Source organism: Sphingobium sp. R-21, assembly GCF_049913335.1.
Taxonomy (GTDB): domain Bacteria; phylum Pseudomonadota; class Alphaproteobacteria; order Sphingomonadales; family Sphingomonadaceae; genus Sphingobium.
On sequence record NZ_CP184374.1, the window covers coordinates 1,851,954 to 1,868,199 of the forward strand.

The 16,246-nt window shown below is 66.2% G+C and carries 19 protein-coding genes; 13 read left to right on the plus strand and 6 right to left on the minus strand.

Annotation, left to right across the window (positions count from 1 at the left end; genetic code table 11):
• Positions 1–143 precede the first annotated feature (143 nt).
• A complete protein-coding gene (queF, locus tag ACN9MX_RS08825; RefSeq protein ID WP_133653895.1) occupies positions 144–602 on the minus strand; it encodes a preQ(1) synthase in 459 nt (152 codons plus the stop codon).
• Positions 603–703: 101 nt separating this feature from the next.
• On the opposite strand from queF, the gene ACN9MX_RS08830 reads away from it, so the two are divergent.
• The 13 genes from ACN9MX_RS08830 to ACN9MX_RS08890 all read left to right on the plus strand — a co-directional run bounded on the left by ACN9MX_RS08830 (position 704) and on the right by ACN9MX_RS08890 (position 11,864).
• Positions 704–1,978: a hypothetical protein gene (locus tag ACN9MX_RS08830; protein WP_426386704.1), complete on the plus strand. Its 1,275-nt coding sequence runs from the start codon at positions 704–706 to the stop codon at positions 1,976–1,978.
• Positions 1,979–2,121: 143 nt separating this feature from the next.
• Positions 2,122–2,970, plus strand: coding sequence for a 3-mercaptopyruvate sulfurtransferase (gene sseA / locus ACN9MX_RS08835; RefSeq protein WP_363753245.1), 849 nt, complete (start codon positions 2,122–2,124; stop codon positions 2,968–2,970).
• On the plus strand, positions 2,967–4,190 hold the full coding sequence (gene metC, locus ACN9MX_RS08840; protein WP_363738245.1) for a cystathionine beta-lyase: 1,224 nt from the start codon (positions 2,967–2,969) through the stop codon (positions 4,188–4,190). Before sseA ends, metC begins: the two co-directional genes overlap by 4 nt.
• Positions 4,187–5,446 carry a mechanosensitive ion channel family protein gene (locus ACN9MX_RS08845; protein WP_426386705.1) on the plus strand — a complete coding sequence of 420 codons (1,260 nt, stop codon included), beginning with the start codon at positions 4,187–4,189 and terminating at the stop codon, positions 5,444–5,446. The genes metC and ACN9MX_RS08845 overlap by 4 nt, the downstream gene beginning before the upstream one ends.
• 252 nt (positions 5,447–5,698) lie before the next feature.
• Complete coding sequence (locus tag ACN9MX_RS08850; RefSeq protein WP_363738130.1) at positions 5,699–6,457, plus strand: TorF family putative porin; 759 nt, start codon at positions 5,699–5,701, stop codon at positions 6,455–6,457.
• Positions 6,458–6,556: 99 nt separating this feature from the next.
• Complete coding sequence (locus ACN9MX_RS08855; protein ID WP_426386706.1) at positions 6,557–7,066, plus strand: sterol desaturase family protein; 510 nt, start codon at positions 6,557–6,559, stop codon at positions 7,064–7,066.
• Between the two features lie 92 nt (positions 7,067–7,158).
• Complete coding sequence (locus tag ACN9MX_RS08860) at positions 7,159–7,830, plus strand: queuosine precursor transporter (RefSeq protein ID WP_133653902.1); 672 nt, start codon at positions 7,159–7,161, stop codon at positions 7,828–7,830.
• Between the two features lie 25 nt (positions 7,831–7,855).
• On the plus strand, positions 7,856–8,773 hold the full coding sequence (gene argB, locus ACN9MX_RS08865; protein ID WP_426386707.1) for an acetylglutamate kinase: 918 nt from the start codon (positions 7,856–7,858) through the stop codon (positions 8,771–8,773).
• Positions 8,774–9,014: 241 nt separating this feature from the next.
• Positions 9,015–9,305: a YggT family protein gene (locus tag ACN9MX_RS08870; RefSeq protein ID WP_007688568.1), complete on the plus strand. Its 291-nt coding sequence runs from the start codon at positions 9,015–9,017 to the stop codon at positions 9,303–9,305.
• Positions 9,302–9,637, plus strand: a complete 336-nt coding sequence (locus tag ACN9MX_RS08875; protein ID WP_363753254.1) for a DUF167 family protein — start codon at positions 9,302–9,304, stop codon at positions 9,635–9,637. The genes ACN9MX_RS08870 and ACN9MX_RS08875 overlap by 4 nt, the downstream gene beginning before the upstream one ends.
• A gap of 48 nt (positions 9,638–9,685) precedes the next feature.
• Positions 9,686–10,579 carry a bifunctional methylenetetrahydrofolate dehydrogenase/methenyltetrahydrofolate cyclohydrolase FolD gene (gene folD / locus ACN9MX_RS08880; protein WP_133653905.1) on the plus strand — a complete coding sequence of 298 codons (894 nt, stop codon included), beginning with the start codon at positions 9,686–9,688 and terminating at the stop codon, positions 10,577–10,579.
• On the plus strand, positions 10,576–11,250 hold the full coding sequence (locus ACN9MX_RS08885; protein WP_426386708.1) for a hypothetical protein: 675 nt from the start codon (positions 10,576–10,578) through the stop codon (positions 11,248–11,250). Before folD ends, ACN9MX_RS08885 begins: the two co-directional genes overlap by 4 nt.
• Positions 11,247–11,864, plus strand: coding sequence for a MarC family protein (locus ACN9MX_RS08890; protein WP_363738120.1), 618 nt, complete (start codon positions 11,247–11,249; stop codon positions 11,862–11,864). Before ACN9MX_RS08885 ends, ACN9MX_RS08890 begins: the two co-directional genes overlap by 4 nt.
• Positions 11,865–11,951: 87 nt before the next feature.
• Here the strand turns inward: ACN9MX_RS08890 and ACN9MX_RS08895 are convergent, their stop codons facing one another.
• The 5 genes from ACN9MX_RS08895 to ACN9MX_RS08915 form a co-directional block, all read right to left on the minus strand.
• On the minus strand, positions 11,952–12,833 hold the full coding sequence (locus ACN9MX_RS08895; RefSeq protein WP_363753260.1) for a class I SAM-dependent methyltransferase: 882 nt from the start codon (positions 12,831–12,833) through the stop codon (positions 11,952–11,954).
• A 1-nt stretch (position 12,834) separates the two neighbouring features.
• Positions 12,835–14,235 carry a threonine synthase gene (gene thrC, locus ACN9MX_RS08900; RefSeq protein ID WP_426386709.1) on the minus strand — a complete coding sequence of 467 codons (1,401 nt, stop codon included), beginning with the start codon at positions 14,233–14,235 and terminating at the stop codon, positions 12,835–12,837.
• 44 nt (positions 14,236–14,279) lie between these two features.
• Entirely contained in the window at positions 14,280–14,906 is a 627-nt protein-coding gene (locus tag ACN9MX_RS08905) for an SURF1 family protein (protein ID WP_426386711.1), read from the minus strand.
• Positions 14,903–15,313, minus strand: coding sequence for a DUF983 domain-containing protein (locus ACN9MX_RS08910; RefSeq protein WP_133653911.1), 411 nt, complete (start codon positions 15,311–15,313; stop codon positions 14,903–14,905). Before ACN9MX_RS08910 ends, ACN9MX_RS08905 begins: the two co-directional genes overlap by 4 nt.
• A gap of 72 nt (positions 15,314–15,385) precedes the next feature.
• A complete protein-coding gene (locus ACN9MX_RS08915) occupies positions 15,386–16,216 on the minus strand; it encodes a cytochrome c oxidase subunit 3 (RefSeq protein WP_363738115.1) in 831 nt (276 codons plus the stop codon).
• Positions 16,217–16,246 lie beyond the last annotated feature (30 nt).

A 16,246-nucleotide genomic window follows, 5' to 3' on the forward strand; every position in this document is an offset into this window, starting at 1 on the left:
ATCGTCCGTTTCACCTCGTCGGTCAAGCCGGGCGCCCCGCCGCACATGTCGTTGGTCGAAACTTGTTGTTCGTTTGTCAAACAAAAGCGGAGGTGAAGCTTCCTGCCGCCGCGCCGGCAGGAACGCCATTCCCTCCGGGCGCGTTAACCCCGCCCGCGATAACCCGGCACGTCCTGCGGGGGGAGCCACAGCCCCGCCGGCGGCTCGCCCGATTGCCAGAACACGTCGATGGGAATGCCCCCGCGCGGATACCAATAGCCGCCGATGCGCAGCCATATCGGGTTCATCTCCGCGAACAGCCTTTCGCCGATCCCCACCGTGCAATCCTCATGGAAGGCGGCATGGTTGCGAAAGGCGCTGAGGAACAGCTTCAGCGATTTGGATTCGACGATGGTCGCCGCGGGCGCATAGTCGATTACCAGATGCGCGAAATCGGGTTGCCCCGTCACCGGGCAGAGGGACGTGAATTCCGGCGCGGTGAAGCGCACCAGATAGGGCTTCCCCGGACGCGGATTGGGCACATAATCCAGCACGGCCTCTTCGGGACGTGCGGGCAGGGCACTGGTTCGGCCCAGATGAAGTGGAGTCGGCATGTCAGTCATGGCAGGCCATCTACGCCATTGCACGGCAGATGTCATCGTCACGCCTCTCTTGCCTTTCGTTCATGGCGGGTTCACCTGGGCAAATGCCTTGGCTGCCACCCATGGGGTTCCGTTTTTCGCTTCTGCTCGCCGCGCCGCTGCTGCTGGCCGCGCCTGCCTTCGCCCAGCAGGAAAATAGCAGCGATCCGGTCTTCAACCTGCCGCGCACCGCACCGCCGCCGCAGGCCAATCCCAAAGCGCAGGGGCCGGAACTGAACGTGTTCCGCGGCGCGCCCACGCCGGTGACGCCGCCGCCGGTCGTGACGCCAACGATCCAGCTTCCGCCCATCGCTGTCCCGGTACCATCTCAACCCCAGACACAGACACAACCGCAGCCGCAAAGCCAGCCCAACCAGCGTCCCGCCGGGGCAGCGCGCACGCCGCAACCCGCGCCGCAAAGTGGGACCCCGGCCGAAGGCCCAGCCCGCAGCGAAGCACCTCCCCCATCATCGCTGGCCCCATCATCGCCGGTCGAAAATCAAGGCCCTCCCCCCGCCGCCAATGACGCGGCGCCCAGCCCGCCGCCTGCCCAGCCCGCCGTCGTGCAGCAGCCCGCGCCCGCATGGCCGTGGATCGCCGCAGCCGCGGGGGCCGCCATCCTGCTGATCGGGGCCTTTTTCTGGCTGCGCCGCCGCAAGGAAGACGCGGTGGAGGACCAGCCCCACGAAGCCGAAGCGGCACCGCCGCCCATGCCGGCTCCACCCCAGCCCCAGCCCCAGCCCCAGCCCCAGCCCCAGCCCCAGCCCCAGCCCCAGCCCCAGCCCAGGGCGGTACCTGCCTCGCCCAAACCAGCAACCGCGCAGGCCAGCGACCGGCCATGGATCGAACTTGCCATGGAAGTGCAGGCCGCCCGCCTGACATTATTGGGCGCGACCATCGGCTATCGGCTGATGCTCCACAATCGCGGCAACCGTGCGGCGGAGGATATTCTGGTCCGCAGCCTGATCACCAATGCCGATCCACAGCAGCAGCAGGCTCTTTTCCAGCCCTTCTTCGCAGGTGAAACCGGCCTTCCGGTTCATTCGGTCGTGTCGATCGCGCCGGGCGAGACGCAGGCGCTCATCGGGGAAATGCGGCTTGACGCGCAGGCGATCGCCGCGATCCCCATGGGCGAGCGGGCGCTGCTGATCCCCTTGATCGCCTTCGACGCGCATTATCGCTGGACGGGCGCCAGTACGAGTGACAGTGAAGGCGCCGGACGCACCGGGCGCGTCTTCATCATCGGGGAGGAACGATCGCCGCCGGTCGAACGCCTATCCCCCTTCCGGCTGGATCTTGGCCCGCGCCAATATCCTGCCCCCGGCAGCCGCGCGACCGCGCTCAGCCTCTCCAGCTAAGGTGAACGGCCCTTCCCACCTCCGCTGAAGCCGTCATATCGTCAAAAGCGGAAAACCGGTTCCCACTTCTCCCCGCGATGCTCTAGAACAGGTCTGCGCCACCCGTCGCAGGTGGCCGAACGAGCGAGGGAGCAAGGGCGCGCATGGACATATTGGTGACGACCGACTGGCTTGAGGGGGAATTGGGCAAGCCCGACCTCCGGATCGTCGACGCCAGCCTGTTCCTGCCCGGTGTGCCCCGCAATCCCCAGGCCGAGTTCGAGGCCGCCCATATCCCCGGCGCCGTCTTCCTCGACCTTCCCAGCCTGGCCGACCCCGACGATCCGCGCCCCGGCATGCTGCCGACCGATGATTTCATGACCGAGCGTTGCCGGCGCCTTGGCATCGACGCGGACAGCCGCATCATCGTCTATGACAACAGCCCGACCCACAGCGCGGCGCGCGGCTGGTGGATGATGCGCCTCTATGGCGTGGGCAAGGGCGCGGCGATCCTCGACGGCGGCCTTTCGAAATGGCTGGCGGAGGGACGGCCGACGGAAAGCGGCATGCCCGAAACGGCGCCCGGCAATGCCATCGCAAGGCGCGACACAGGCCAGGTCCGCACCAAGGAGGATATTCTCGCCAATCTCGAAAGCGGGTCGGAACAGGTACTGGATGCACGGGGCGCCGCGCGCTTCACGGGCGAGGAACGGGAACCCCGCCCCGGCATGGCGTCGGGCCATATTCCGGGCAGCCGCAACATCCCCTCCTCCGCCTTCTACCATGCCGACAACAGCATGAAGCAGGGCGGGGAACTGCGCCGCCTGTTTGTCGACGCCGGGACGGATTTCGACCGCCCGATCATCACCAGCTGCGGCAGCGGCGTGACGGCCGCGATCCTGCTCGCGGGCCTGGAACTGCTCGGCAAGACCGACGTCACCCTCTATGATGGAAGCTGGTCCGAATGGGGGCTGGACCCAGCCACGCCGAAAGCGACCGGTCCCGCCGCATGACCCGGAAGTCGGGCAAGAGCGGGGACCGCAAGCCCCTGACCCAAATCGCCCAGGCGGGCCGCAAGCCCGAATGGACCGGCATGCCCGGCCAGCCCGGAGGCATAGTCAACCCGCCGGTCTGGCGCGCCTCGACCATTCTTTACGACGATGTCGCGCATCTGCGCGGCGCGGCAGGGCGCAGCACGCATGAACGGCTGTTCTACGGCCGCAAGGGCACGCCCACGGCATGGAGCCTGGCCGACGCCCTCACCGAAATGGAGCCGGGCGCCGAAGGCACCATGCTCTATCCGTCAGGAGTCGCGGCCATCGCCTGCGCGCTGATGGCGGTGCTGAAACCCGGCGACCAGCTTCTGATGGTCGACAGCGCCTACGACCCGACACGCAATTTCTGCGAGCAGATGCTCCGTCCACTGGGCGTGGAGACGGTCTATTACGATCCGACCGTGGGCGCGGGGATCGCGGCGCTCATCACCGACGCCACCCGCGCCATCTTCATGGAAAGCCCCGGCAGCCTGACCTTCGAGGTGCAGGACGTGCCCGCCATCACCGCCATTGCGCGGGACAGGGGCATAACGACGCTGATCGACAACACATGGGCCACCCCCTATTTCTTCCCGGCGCTCGGCCATGGCGTCGACATCAGCATTCTCGCCTGCACCAAATATATCGTCGGCCATAGCGACGTGATGATGGGGTCGGTCACGGCCACTCCCGCCTTCTTTCCCAGGATCCGCCAGACCGCCTATCTTTTCGGGCAGATGACCAGCCCCGACGATGCCTGGCTCGCGGCCCGCGGTCTGCGGACATTGGGCGTCCGGCTCAACCAGCATCAGGCGAGCGCGCTGCGCATCGCGCAATGGCTGTCGCAGCAGCCCGACGTCGCCCGCGTCCTCCACCCGGCCCTGCCCTCCTGTCCCGGCCATGCGCTTTGGGATCGCGATTTCACCGGTTCAAGTGGCCTGTTCAGCTTCGTCCTCAAGGGCGGCGATGAAGCGGCCCGTGCCGCCCTGATCGACGGCCTCGCGCATTTTGGCATCGGCTATAGCTGGGGCGGCTTCGAAAGCCTCGCGCTTCCGGTCGATCCCGCCCGCTACCGCACGGCCACCGCCTGGCAGGCGGAGGGGCCGGTCGTCCGCCTCCAGATCGGGCTGGAGGACGCCGACGACCTCATCGCCGATCTCGACGCGGGCCTTGCCCGCTTCCGGGCCGCGCGCGGATGACGCCGGGCTTGCCTGAACTTCTGCCGCTGTTGCCGGGCGATCCGGCCATCGTCCATCCCCTGGTCGCGCTGGCGCTGGCCATCGCCATCCATTTGATTGCCGGCGCGGTCGCCCGCATCGCCGCGCCGCGCCTGCGCCGCCGATTCCGCGGCCTGGGGGAGGCGCTGGCGGGGCATTTGCGCCCGATCCTGCGCCACGGCATCGCCGCAGCCGTCACGGCGCTGGCGGTCGCCTTCTGGCCGGTCGGGGATCTGGCGCATCTGGTGCTGAGCGCCGCGCTCGCCCTGTCGTTGTCGCTGCTCGCCGTGCATGTCCTGCGCAGCCTCGCCATTCCGCGCCTTGCCGTGCTGCCGATCGCCTTGCTGCTGTTCGTCATGGTTCTTTCCGGCAGCAGCGGTGGCTTCGCTCCCGTGGCGGACATGCTCGACGGCGTCGGCCTGGACCTTGGCAAGCGGCGCGTCACCCTGCTGGGGCTGGTCAGCATGGCTGCGATCTGCGTCGCGCTGTTCGCCCTGGTGCGCCTTGCCAACCGCATCATCGGGCGCAGCATCACGCACGCCCATGGCCTGGACGCCACGCAGAAGCTGCTGGCGCAGAAGCTGGCCGCCATCGTCGTGGTGGTCGCGGCCTTCTTCATCGGCGTGGACCTGCTCGGCGTCGATCTCACCGCCTTCACCGTCTTCTCCGGCGCGCTGGGCCTCGCCGTCGGCTTCGGCCTGCAAAAGACCTTCGGCAATCTGATCGCCGGCATCATCCTGCTGATGGACCGGTCGATCAAGCCGGGCGACGTCATCGTCGTCGGCGACAGCTTCGGCTGGGTGAACAAGATCGGCGTGCGCGCCGTCAGCGTCATCACCCGCGACGGCAAGGAACATCTGATCCCGAACGAGAATCTGATGACGCAGGAGGTGGAGAACTGGTCCTATTCCGACCGCAATGTCCGCGTCCGCATTCCCGTCGGCATCGGTTATGACAGCGACCTCCAGCTCGCGCAGGAACTGATGCTGCGCGCCGCGCAGGAAAGTCCCCGCGTGCTTCGCAATCCCAAACCCAATGTCTGGCTCACCGCCTTTGGTGAAAACCGCGTTGAACATGACATATTGGTGTGGATCAGCGACCCGGAAAGCGGCATCGGCAGTGTGAAATCGGATGTGCTCGGCCGGCTGTGGCGGCTGTTCCGCGACCATGGCATCACCATCCCCTATCCGCAGCGCGTCATTCATGCACCGCGCGATGCGGCACCGCCCCTGCCGTAGCGCAACGATCCCCAATTGCGGCAAAAAGCGCGCGCGACGCCGCGCCGTGCCACAATCATGCCTAAATTTGTTGCAGACCAGCAACATTGCAGACGCAAACGTCATCGTTCCGCAATAAAATCTTGTGCGCTGCAACGGCGGCGGGCATCTCCTCCTTCGTTGAGGCAACCCGGTCCATCCCGCACAGGGCAATAGAGATCCGGGACCATGACGCAGGTGGGACCATCGCAGATACCATCAAGGGGACATCATATGCGTAAGTCCATACTCGGCCTCTCGGCCCTTGCCCTTGCCGCCATGTCGGCACCCGCTTTCGCTCAGGACGAGCCCACGCCCGATCTCACCGTGACCGGCACGGCCGCCGTGGTGACCGACTATCGCTTCCGCGGCATCTCGCAGACCGACAAGCGTTTCGCGCTGCAGGGCAGCATCACCCTGACGCACAGCTCGGGCTTCTACGTCTCGACCTGGGGCAGCTCGATCGATGATTATGTCGCCAATGGCAGCGACCAGGAACTCGACCTGATCGCCGGCTATTCCAAGACCGTCGGCGCGGCGACCTTCGACGTCGGCGTTCTCTATTACTACTATCCCGGTTCGGCCGGCGCGAACACCGATTTCGTCGAGCCCTATGCCTCCATCAAGGGCACGTTCGGCCCGGCGACCGCCAAGGTGACCGCCAATTATGCGCCCAAGCAGAAGGCGCTCACCGTCGACGGCATTCACAAGGAAGACAACCTGTACCTCGCCGGTGACCTGTCGGCCAGCATCCCGAACACCCCGCTGGGCGTGACGGCGCATCTGGCCCACAGCTTCGGGCCCAGCTATCTGGTCCCGGTCGGCAAGGGCTACACCGACTGGAGCGTCGGCGCGACCTATACGTGGAGCCATCTGACCTTCGGCGTCAGCTATGTCGACACGGACACCCATTTCCGTCCCAAGGCTGCTGCGGGCAACTTCCGCGATGCGGCCAGGGGCGCAGTGGTCGGTTCGGTCACCGCATCCTTCTGATCGCCTGAAAAGGGATGAAGAGGCCGCGCTCCCCGTGGGCGCGGCCTTTTTTGCGCTTTGCGGCTCGCCTGGGCGCGGGCCGCACCCTATAAAGGGCGCATGACCGCCTTCTCGCTGATCCTCCTCTTCCTCGTGACCGTCGCCGCGATGGAGGGCTTCGCCTATGTCATGCACCGTTGGGTCATGCACGGGCCGGGCTGGTTCCTGCACGCCAGCCACCATCGGGAACGCCCCGGCCGCTGGGAAGCGAACGACCTGTATTTCGTGATCTTCGCCATGCCCTCCATCCTGCTGCTGCTGGGGGGCGTGCAATGGCATTGGGGCGATTGGGCGACGGCGACCGGCGCCGGCATCGCGGCCTATGGCGCCATCTATCTGGGTTTCCACGACATCATCGTCCATCGCCGCGTCCGCCATCGCCATGTGCCGCGCTCCGCCTATATGAAGCGCATCGTCCAGGCCCATCGCCTGCATCATGCGGTCGAGACGAAACAGGGCTGCGTCAGCTTCGGCTTTCTCGTGGCGCCTAGTCCGGATGCGCTGAAACGCGCCCTCGCCCGCAACGGCAAGGCCGGACTGCGCGCCGCCAGGGGCGTTCTGGAGGGCTGACGCGCATGCGTGCGGCGCTGGACAGCCCTTCGCCGAAGCCGCGCCTCCTCTAACCGCTTTCCACTCCGCCCAAAGCCCGGTAAGTGCCGGCAATGGCTTCGCATCCCGCACCGATCGCGCGTTCGCTCTTCGTATTTTCGATCTTCTACGGCGGCATGGTCTGCATTGCCGGCGTGCTCGGCAACAAGCAGGTGACGCTGGGGCCCCTGTCGGCCATCGGTCCCTGGTTCGGCCTCGGCCCGCTGGCGGTGGAGGCGGGCATCTTCGCCTTCCTGCTGCTGGTGACGATTTCCAGCGCGGTGGCGGAACTGCACGGCCCGGCCGTCGCCAACCGGCTGGTGCGGATCGGCTTCCTGCCGCTGATCGCATCCATATTGCTTTCCATCGCCGTGCTGTCCGTACCCGCCGCGAGCGACATGGACCCGGCGCGGCGCGATGCCTTTGCGCTGATGATGGGCGGCACGCCCCGGATCTGGCTCGGCGGGATCATCGCCTATGGCATTTCCCAGACCTTGAACGTCACCCTCTTCGCCGCACTCAAGGGGCGCGAGGGCAGCCGCCTGCTCTGGCTGCGCGCCGCGGTGGCGAGCATATTGTCGCAGATCGCGGACACGCTGCTCTTCGTCTCCATCGCCTTTTACGGGGTGTTCCCGATCGGGGAGCTGCTGCTGGGGCAGATGCTGGCGAAGGTCACGCTGTCGGCGCTGCTGGTGCCGCCCGTCCTCTATGCGCTGGTCGCGCTGGGGCGCCGCCTGGACCGTTAGCTTGCGGCGACGCGCATAGTGCCCTATGCGCCCGCGCATGAACAGCAAGCACGCCCCCGATCCGGCGCTCCTCGCCAAGGCCGAAACGCTCGTCGAGGCGCTCCCCTATATGCAGCGCTATGCGGGCAAGACCTTCGTCGTCAAATATGGCGGCCATGCCATGGGCGATCCCGAGGCGGCGCGCGATTTCGCCGAGGACGTCGTGCTGATGAAGGCGGTCGGCATCAATGTCGTCGTCGTCCACGGCGGCGGTCCGCAGATCGGCGCGATGCTGAAGAAGCTGGGCGTCGAGTCGCAGTTCGTCGGCGGCCTGCGCGTCACCGACAAGGAAACCGCGCAGATCGCGGAAATGGTGCTGGCCGGATCGATCAACAAGGAAATCGTCGGCTGGATATCCGGCGCGGGCGGCCGGGCCGTCGGCATTTCGGGCAAGGATGGCGGGCTGGTCCTGTGCGAAAAGGTGCTGGGCAAGCGTGAGGCGGACCCCAATTCCGGCATAGAGCGCAATGTCGACCTGGGCTTTGTCGGCGATCCGGTGAGGATCGACCGCAGCATCCTGGACACGCTGACCCAGAATGGTATCATTCCGGTGGTCGCGCCGGTGGGCATCGGCGCGGATGGGCACACCTACAATGTCAATGCCGACACCATGGCGGGCGCCATCGCCGCGGAATTGCAGGCGGCCCGCTTCTTCCTCCTCACCGACGTCGCCGGCGTTCTGGACAAGCAAGGCCAGTTGCTGACCGACCTGGACCCGCATGCGATCAGGGGGCTGGAGGAGGACGGCACCATCAGCGGCGGCATGATCCCCAAGCTGGAAACCTGCGTCCGGGCCGTCGAAGGCGGGGTGGACGCCGCCGTCATCCTGGACGGACGGGTGCCGCACGCAATGCTGCTGGAAATCTTCACCGATCGCGGTGCGGGTACGTTAGTCCGCCGGTGAACCGGACCCCTTCGGGCCTGAAGCAAAGCGCATGGGCGGCCCGCCAGCGTGCCGCATGGCAGGCGGCGGTCGGGGGCGCCGCGCGCGGCGTCGCGAAAATCCATGGGGCGCGGTGCGGCAACGGGCCTGATGAAGTCCGCACCCAGGCTATCTTATGGGTTTTCCGCAATTTCCGGGCGTTCAGATGTTCCATCTGACTTGAAATCGCTTTAGAGCGATTGGCCATCAATTCGGAGATCGCATGGCCTACGCCCTCTATCAGATCATCGTCATCCTGCTCGATGTGCTGTGGTGGATCATCATCATCCAGGCCATCATGAGCTGGCTGATCGCCTTCAATGTCGTCAATCTTTCCAATGATTTCGTGCGCACGGTGATGGTCGCGCTGGATCGGATGACGGCGCCGATATACAATCCGATCCGCCGGGTGTTGCCGGACCTGGGGGCGCTCGACCTCTCGCCCATGGTCGTGCTGCTGGGCATTCTGATCATCCGCCAGGCCATATTGCCGCCGCTGTTCGGCCTGGTGTGACGGTCTGGCACCGGGACGGCGACGATCTCATCCTCTCTGTCCGGTTGACGCCGGGCGCGACGCGGGAAGAGATTGGCGGCGTCTGGACGGACGACAAGGGCGCAACCTGGCTGCGTGCACGCGTACGCGCCGTGCCGGAAAAGGGAAAGGCCAATGCGGCGCTGGTCGCGTTGCTGGCGAAGCGGCTGGAGTGGCCACGCAGCGCGATTTCACTGGAATCGGGTGACACCAACCGGCTAAAGCGGCTGCGGATCAAGGGGGGCGGTGAGGCGTTGACGCTGGAGCATTTCCAATCGAGATGCGAGCAGCTGACATCTCAGGAAATGCGGTAGCCGCAGCGCCGGGCTTTGCGCCATCATCAAGGAACAGGTTGAAGCATCATGACCATCGGCAAGATCATCGACGGCAAGGCCTTTGCGGAGACGCTTCGTGGCAAGGTCGCGGACGGGGTCGGCGCTTTCATCGCGAAGACCGGGCGCAAGCCGGGGCTGGCGGTGGTGCTGGTGGGCGAGGATCCGGCCAGTTCCGTCTATGTCCGCAACAAGGGCAAGATGACCGTCGCCGCCGGCATGGAAAGCATGGAATTCAAGCTGCCCGCCTCCATAGGCGAGGAGGAATTGCTGGACCTGGTCGAGGAACTGAATGCCGACGACCGGGTCGATGGCATCCTCGTCCAACTGCCGCTGCCATCGCACATCAACGAGGCATCGGTGATCGGCACGATCGATCCCGCCAAGGATGTCGACGGTTTCCATGTCGTCAATTCGGGCCTGCTCGCCACCGGGCAGGAGGCGCTGGTGCCCTGCACGCCGCTGGGCTGCATCATGCTGCTCAAGGATGAACTGGGCGATCTTTCGGGTCTGGAAGCTGTCGTCGTCGGCCGATCCAACATCGTCGGCAAGCCGATGGCGCAATTGCTGCTGGCGGAAAACTGCACCGTCACCATCGCGCACAGCCGCACGCGGGACATCGCCTCCGTCGTGCATCGCGCCGACATCGTGGTCGCGGCCGTGGGCCGGGCGGAAATGGTGAAGGGCGAGTGGATCAGGCCCGGCGCGACAGTGATCGACGTCGGCATCAACCGCGTCACCGATACGGAAGACGGCAAGAGCCGGATCGTCGGCGACGTCGCCACGGCCGAAGCGCTGGCCCATGTCCGCGCCATCACTCCGGTGCCGGGGGGCGTCGGCCCGATGACCATAGCCGTCCTGCTGCGCAATACGCTGGTCGCGGCCCATGCGCGAGCGGGGCTCGCAAAGCCGGAGGGGCTGTGAAGGCGCGCGCCGCGTTCCTGATCCTGACATTGCTGGCGCTGGCGGGCGCGCGCCCGCCCATGCGCTATCAGCCTGACCCCAGTTCCGTGTTCGCGGCCGAACTCGCCTTCAACCGGCTCGCGCAGCAGAAGGGGCAATGGACCGCCTTCCGCGAAACGGCGGCGGACGAGGCGGTGATGTTCGTGCCGCAGCGGGTGTTGGCGAAGCAATGGCTGAAGGGGCGCGCCGACCCGCCTGCCCCGGTAAGCTGGACCCCCTCGACCATCTATGTGTCCTGCGACGGCAATCTGGCGGCCAGCACCGGCGGCTGGAAGCGGCCGGACGGATCGGTCGGCTATTTCACCACTATCTGGCAGCGGGACAAGAAGGGCGAGTGGAAATGGATCATGGACCATGGCGACACGCTCGCCAGCGCCCGTGAAGCGCCCGAATTCCTCATCGGCAAGGTCGCGACCTGCAAGCGCGGCCGCGCCGGGGACGGCCCTCGACCCACCGCCTCGCCGCCGGACCGCAAGGCGACAAAGGGCGAGACACCGCCAGCCCCTCGCGATGAAAGCCTGAGCTGGACCGCCGACGTCGCTGCCGACGGCAGCCGCCGCGTGACCGTACGCATGTGGAACGGGACCGACTATGACATGGTGATCGACGACAGGGTGGCCGCGACGCAATGACGGAACTGTTCATCTCCGCCTTCGTCACCCTGTTCGTCGTGATCGATCCGCCGGGCTGCGCGCCGATCTATGCCAGCCTCACCACCGGGGCGACACAGATCCAGCGCCGCAGCATGGCGATCCGCGCCGTGGCCATCGCCGCGGGCATCCTGCTGCTGTTCGCGCTGTGGGGCAAGCAGTTGCTGGGCACCCTGGGGATCGCACTGGACAGTTTCCGCATCGCGGGCGGCATCATGCTGTTCATCATCGCCATGGACATGGTGTTCGAAAAGCGCACCCAGCGGCGAGAGGACCGGGCGCAGAAGATCGCCGAAACGCCCGAGGTCGAGGATGTGTCGGTCTTCCCCATGGCGATGCCGATGATCGCCGGGCCGGGTTCGATCGCCACGGTCATGCTGCTGATGTCGCGGGCGGAGGGGTTGAGCGAGCGGCTGGTGGTGATCGGCGCGGTGGTCGTGACGCTGGCGCTGATGCTGGGGTCGCTGCTGGCGGCGGGGCCGATCATGGCTTTGCTCGGGTCCAAGATCGAGGCGGTGATCACAAGACTGCTGGGCGTCCTGCTGGCCGCGCTGGCCGCGCAATTCGTGATCGATGGACTGAAGGCGAGTTTCTGAACATCGCGGGGAAAAGCGGCCATGCTTTTCCCTTTCAAACGATGCGACGCCAGAGGCCGGAGCGTCACCCCCTGGCACAAAATCGCCTCAGCGGCTCCAGCGGGCCCAGATCGCAGTAGGCAGCATCAATCCGCGTGCCTCTTCGCGCACCACCAGTTCACCTGCTTCGACGGTGCCCGGCAGATCGGCAAACGCCTGGCGCAACAATTCCCCGATCGCCAGCGCCGACATGCGGACGGCATAGACGGTCAGGAACAGGAAACGGCTGTCCGCGTCCAGCAATTGCCGACAATGCGCGATCAGCCCCGGCAGATCCTCCTCCAGCCGCCACACTTCCCCATCGGGGCCCCGGCCATATTTGGGGGGATCGAGCAATATGCCGTCATAGCGGCGCCCGCGGCGTACCTCGCGCGCCACGAACTTTGCGGCATCGTCGACGATCCAGCGAACCGGCCGATCCTCCAGCCCGGACAACGCCGCATTGGCCCGCGCCTGTGCCACCGACTTCTTGGACGCGTCGACATGCACCATCTGCGCGCCCGCCGCCGCCATCGCCAGCGTGCCCACGCCGGTATAGCCGAACAGGTTCATCACCTGCGCCTGATCACCTGCACTGACCTTGTCCGCGATCCGGCCGCGCATCCATTCCCAGACCGGCGCCATGTCGGGAAAGAAGCCGAGATGACGGAAGGGGGTGCAGCTCGACTGGAAGGTGACTTCGCGCCACTCCAACGGCCAGCCTTCAGCGGGCACCGGCCGTTCATAGAACCAGCGCCCGCCGCCCTCCTCGTCGGAACCGGGGACGAATTCGCCGTCGGCCTGCCAGTCATCCTGCGCCGGAGCCCACATCGCCTGCGGTTCCGGCCGGATGAAGCGGAAACGGCCATAGCGCTCCAGCTTTCGCCCGTGGCCCGAATCGATCAGGCCATAATCGGACCAGGGCTCACCGATAAGGGTCTGGAGTTTCACCTCAGCCCCTCGGCGTCGCGCGCTCCGCGACATAGGCCGTGACCGCGTCGAAGGTGCCGGGCAGCTTGGCATAGGCCTCTTCCCGTGCGAACAGGTCACCCACGCGCGAGGGCAAGGAGGGGCGAATGCCCGTGGCGCGCTCGACCGCCGTGGGGAATTTCGCCGCATGCGCCGTCGCCAGCGTGACCACAGGCACCGCCGGGTCGAGCTCGGCCGACCGCGCCGCCGCCAGGCCGACCGCGCTGTGTGGATCGATCACCTGCCCGGCCGCATCATAGGCCCAGCGCATGGCCATGGTCATGGCGTCGGCATCGATCCGCGCGGACGTGAACAGCGCCGCCGCGCCGTCCCGCTGCGCATTGGTGAGGCGCATCGCCCTGCTCGTTTCGAAACCCCTCATCTGTTCGGCCAGCGCATTGCCATCGCGCCCGCCCGCGTCGAACAGCAGGCGCTCGAAGTTCGAGCTGACCTGGATGTCCATGCTGGGAGTAGCCGTCGCCACCACCTGCCCCTGGCTGTAGTCGCCATCGGACAGGGCGCGGTGGAGGATGTCGTTGACATTGGTCGCCACCATCAGCTTCGCGACGGGCAATCCCATCTTCGCCGCGACATAGCCCGCGAACACGTCGCCAAAATTGCCTGTCGGGACGGAGAAGGCGACGGAACGTTCCGGCGCCCCCAGGCGGACGGCGGCGTAGAAATAATAAACCACCTGCGCCATCAACCGCGCCCAGTTGATGCTGTTCACCGCCGACAGGTTGAAGCGGCGCGCGAAATCGGCGTCGTTGAACATCGACTTCACCAGCGCCTGCGCATCGTCGAAGCTGCCGTCAATGGCGATGTTGTGGACATTGGGTGCCCGCACCGTCGTCATCTGCCGCCGCTGCACATCCGACACACGGCCTTCCGGGTGCAGCATGAAGATATCGATCTTGGCACGGCCGGCGACCGCATCGATCGCCGCCGACCCGGTATCGCCGGATGTCGCGCCGACGATGGTCAGATGATCGTCCCGGCGTGACAGGAAACGCTCGAACAAATGGCCGAGCAGTTGCAGGGCCACGTCCTTGAACGCCAACGTCGGCCCGTGGAACAGTTCCAGCAGCCAGTGGCGATGGTCAAGCTGCACCAGCGGCGTCACCGCATCATGGCTGAACCGGCCGTAGGCGGCGGTGCACAGTTCCCGCAATTCCTCTTCGCCCAGTGATCCGGCGACAAAAGGCGCCATGACCCGCACTGCCGTTTCCACATAGGAGAGGCCCGCCAGCGCACGTATCTGCTCAGCGGAAAAGCTGGGCCAGCTTTCCGGCACATAGAGCCCGCCATCGGACGCCAGCCCCGCCAGCGTCACATCCTCGAACCCGAGCGCGGGCGCGCTCCCTCTGGTGCTTACATAGTGCATGATGGGGTAGCGCGGTAACGCCGGACGCGCCTCCGGGCAAGCTTTTAAGGTCGCGGCTTCCGCTTGCGCAGCGCGAGGACATAGATGATCGCCGCGATCCCAGCGAAGAAGAACCACTGCACCGCATAGGCCAGGTGATTGTTCGGCACGTCGGCCACATTGGGCGGGGCCAGCGGCTTGAGGCCAGGCACCGGCTCTCCGGCGATCAGCATGGGCCGCAAGGGCATGGCCTTGCCGCCGATCCGCGATAGGAGCGAACGATGGTCCGGCTCCTCCCCGATCCAGCCGCGCATCTGCCCCCCCTGCCACTGGGGTTTGGCGTCCGGCGTCCTGGCGACGCCCGCAGCGACCAGCACCCCCGGCCCCTCGATACCCGTCGCGCATTCGGCGATGTAGCGGTAGCCGACCGACCCATCGGCCGCCCGTCCGGCTTCGCTGTGCCAGCGGACGACACGCAGGCAATGGGCGGAGGAGCGCCGAAACAGAAGGTCTGCGGGCACAGGCGGATAGGCCGGAAAGGCGACGGCGGGCCGGGCCGGATTCGCCGCGACGAGGCTCAGCATCGCCTCCTTCTCCGCCCTGCGTTGAAGCTGCCAGATGCCGAGGCCGACCATCACCAGCACCGCCGCCGCCACGATCAGCGTCGGGACAAGGGGGAAGCGCCGGCTCATGGCTGGCGTTCCCTTTCGGTCAACCGCCCCTCGCGCGCCTTGTTGCGATATTCGAGGATGAGCAGCGCGCCCTTCGCCACGCGCAGGCTGCCGATCACCGCGACCACGGTCAGCGGCGTCCAGAGCAGGATATGCAGCCAGAGCGGCGGATGGACCTTCAATTCCAATATCAACGCCATCGCCACCATCAGCGCGCCGATGATCAGCGTCAGGAACGCCGCGGGCCCGTCGCCGACATTGAACTGGCCATAGTCCAGCCCGCAGTTCCTGCATGACGCGGCAAAGCCCACAGGCCCCGCGAACAGAGTCGGCGCGCCGCATTGCGGACAGGCGCCCCGGGCCGAAGCGATCAACAGCGGCTGCGGCTCAGGGGATTGTGGGTCTGGCGGGGACATGGGCTCAGGCATAATGCCCCCGGCCGGAAAAGAAAACGGCCGGAGCAGGTCCGGCCGTTTTCCGTAAATCGATCGGCGGAAGGATCAACCGCCGTGCACCGGCGCGCCCCAGCCGCCCCACACATAGATGGCGACGAAAAGGAACAACCACACCACGTCGACGAAATGCCAGTACCAGGCAGCCGCCTCGAAACCGAAATGCTGGCGCGGGGTGAAGTCGCCCTTGTGCGCGCGGATCAGGTTCACCAGCAGGAAGATGGTGCCGATCAGGACGTGGAAGCCGTGGAACCCGGTCGCCATGTAGAAGGCCGAGCTGTACGGACTGCCGCCGAAGGGGAACGGCGCATGGGCATATTCATAGGCCTGGATCGACGAGAAGAGGGCGCCCAGGATAACCGTCAGCGTCAATCCCTTCTTCAGGCCGTCGCGATCACCATGAATCAGCGCATGGTGCGCCCAGGTGACGGTCGTGCCCGAACAGAGCAGGATCAGCGTGTTGAGCAGCGGCAGTTCGAAGGCGTTCATCACCTCGATGCCCTTGGACGGGAACATGCCCTCGATCGGCGCCAGCTGGCTGGGGAAGAGCGAGAAGTCGAAGAACGACCAGAACCAGCCCACGAAGAACATGACTTCCGATGCGATGAACAGGATCATGCCGTAGCGCAGGTGAAGCTGCACCACCGGCGTATGATCGCCCGCATGAGCCTCCGCAATGACATTGGCCCACCAGCTGTACATGGTGAACAGGACGCCAGCGACGCCGATCAGGAACACCCAGCCGCCGCCGGCGGGCAGCGCATCGGGATGCATCCACATGATCGCGCCGAAAGCCATGACCAGCGCCGACATGGAGCCGAAAAACGGCCAGATGCTGGGCGGAAGAATATGATAATCGTGGTTCTTGGCGCCTGCCATGACGTTTCTCATCCCCGTTCGCGTTATGAT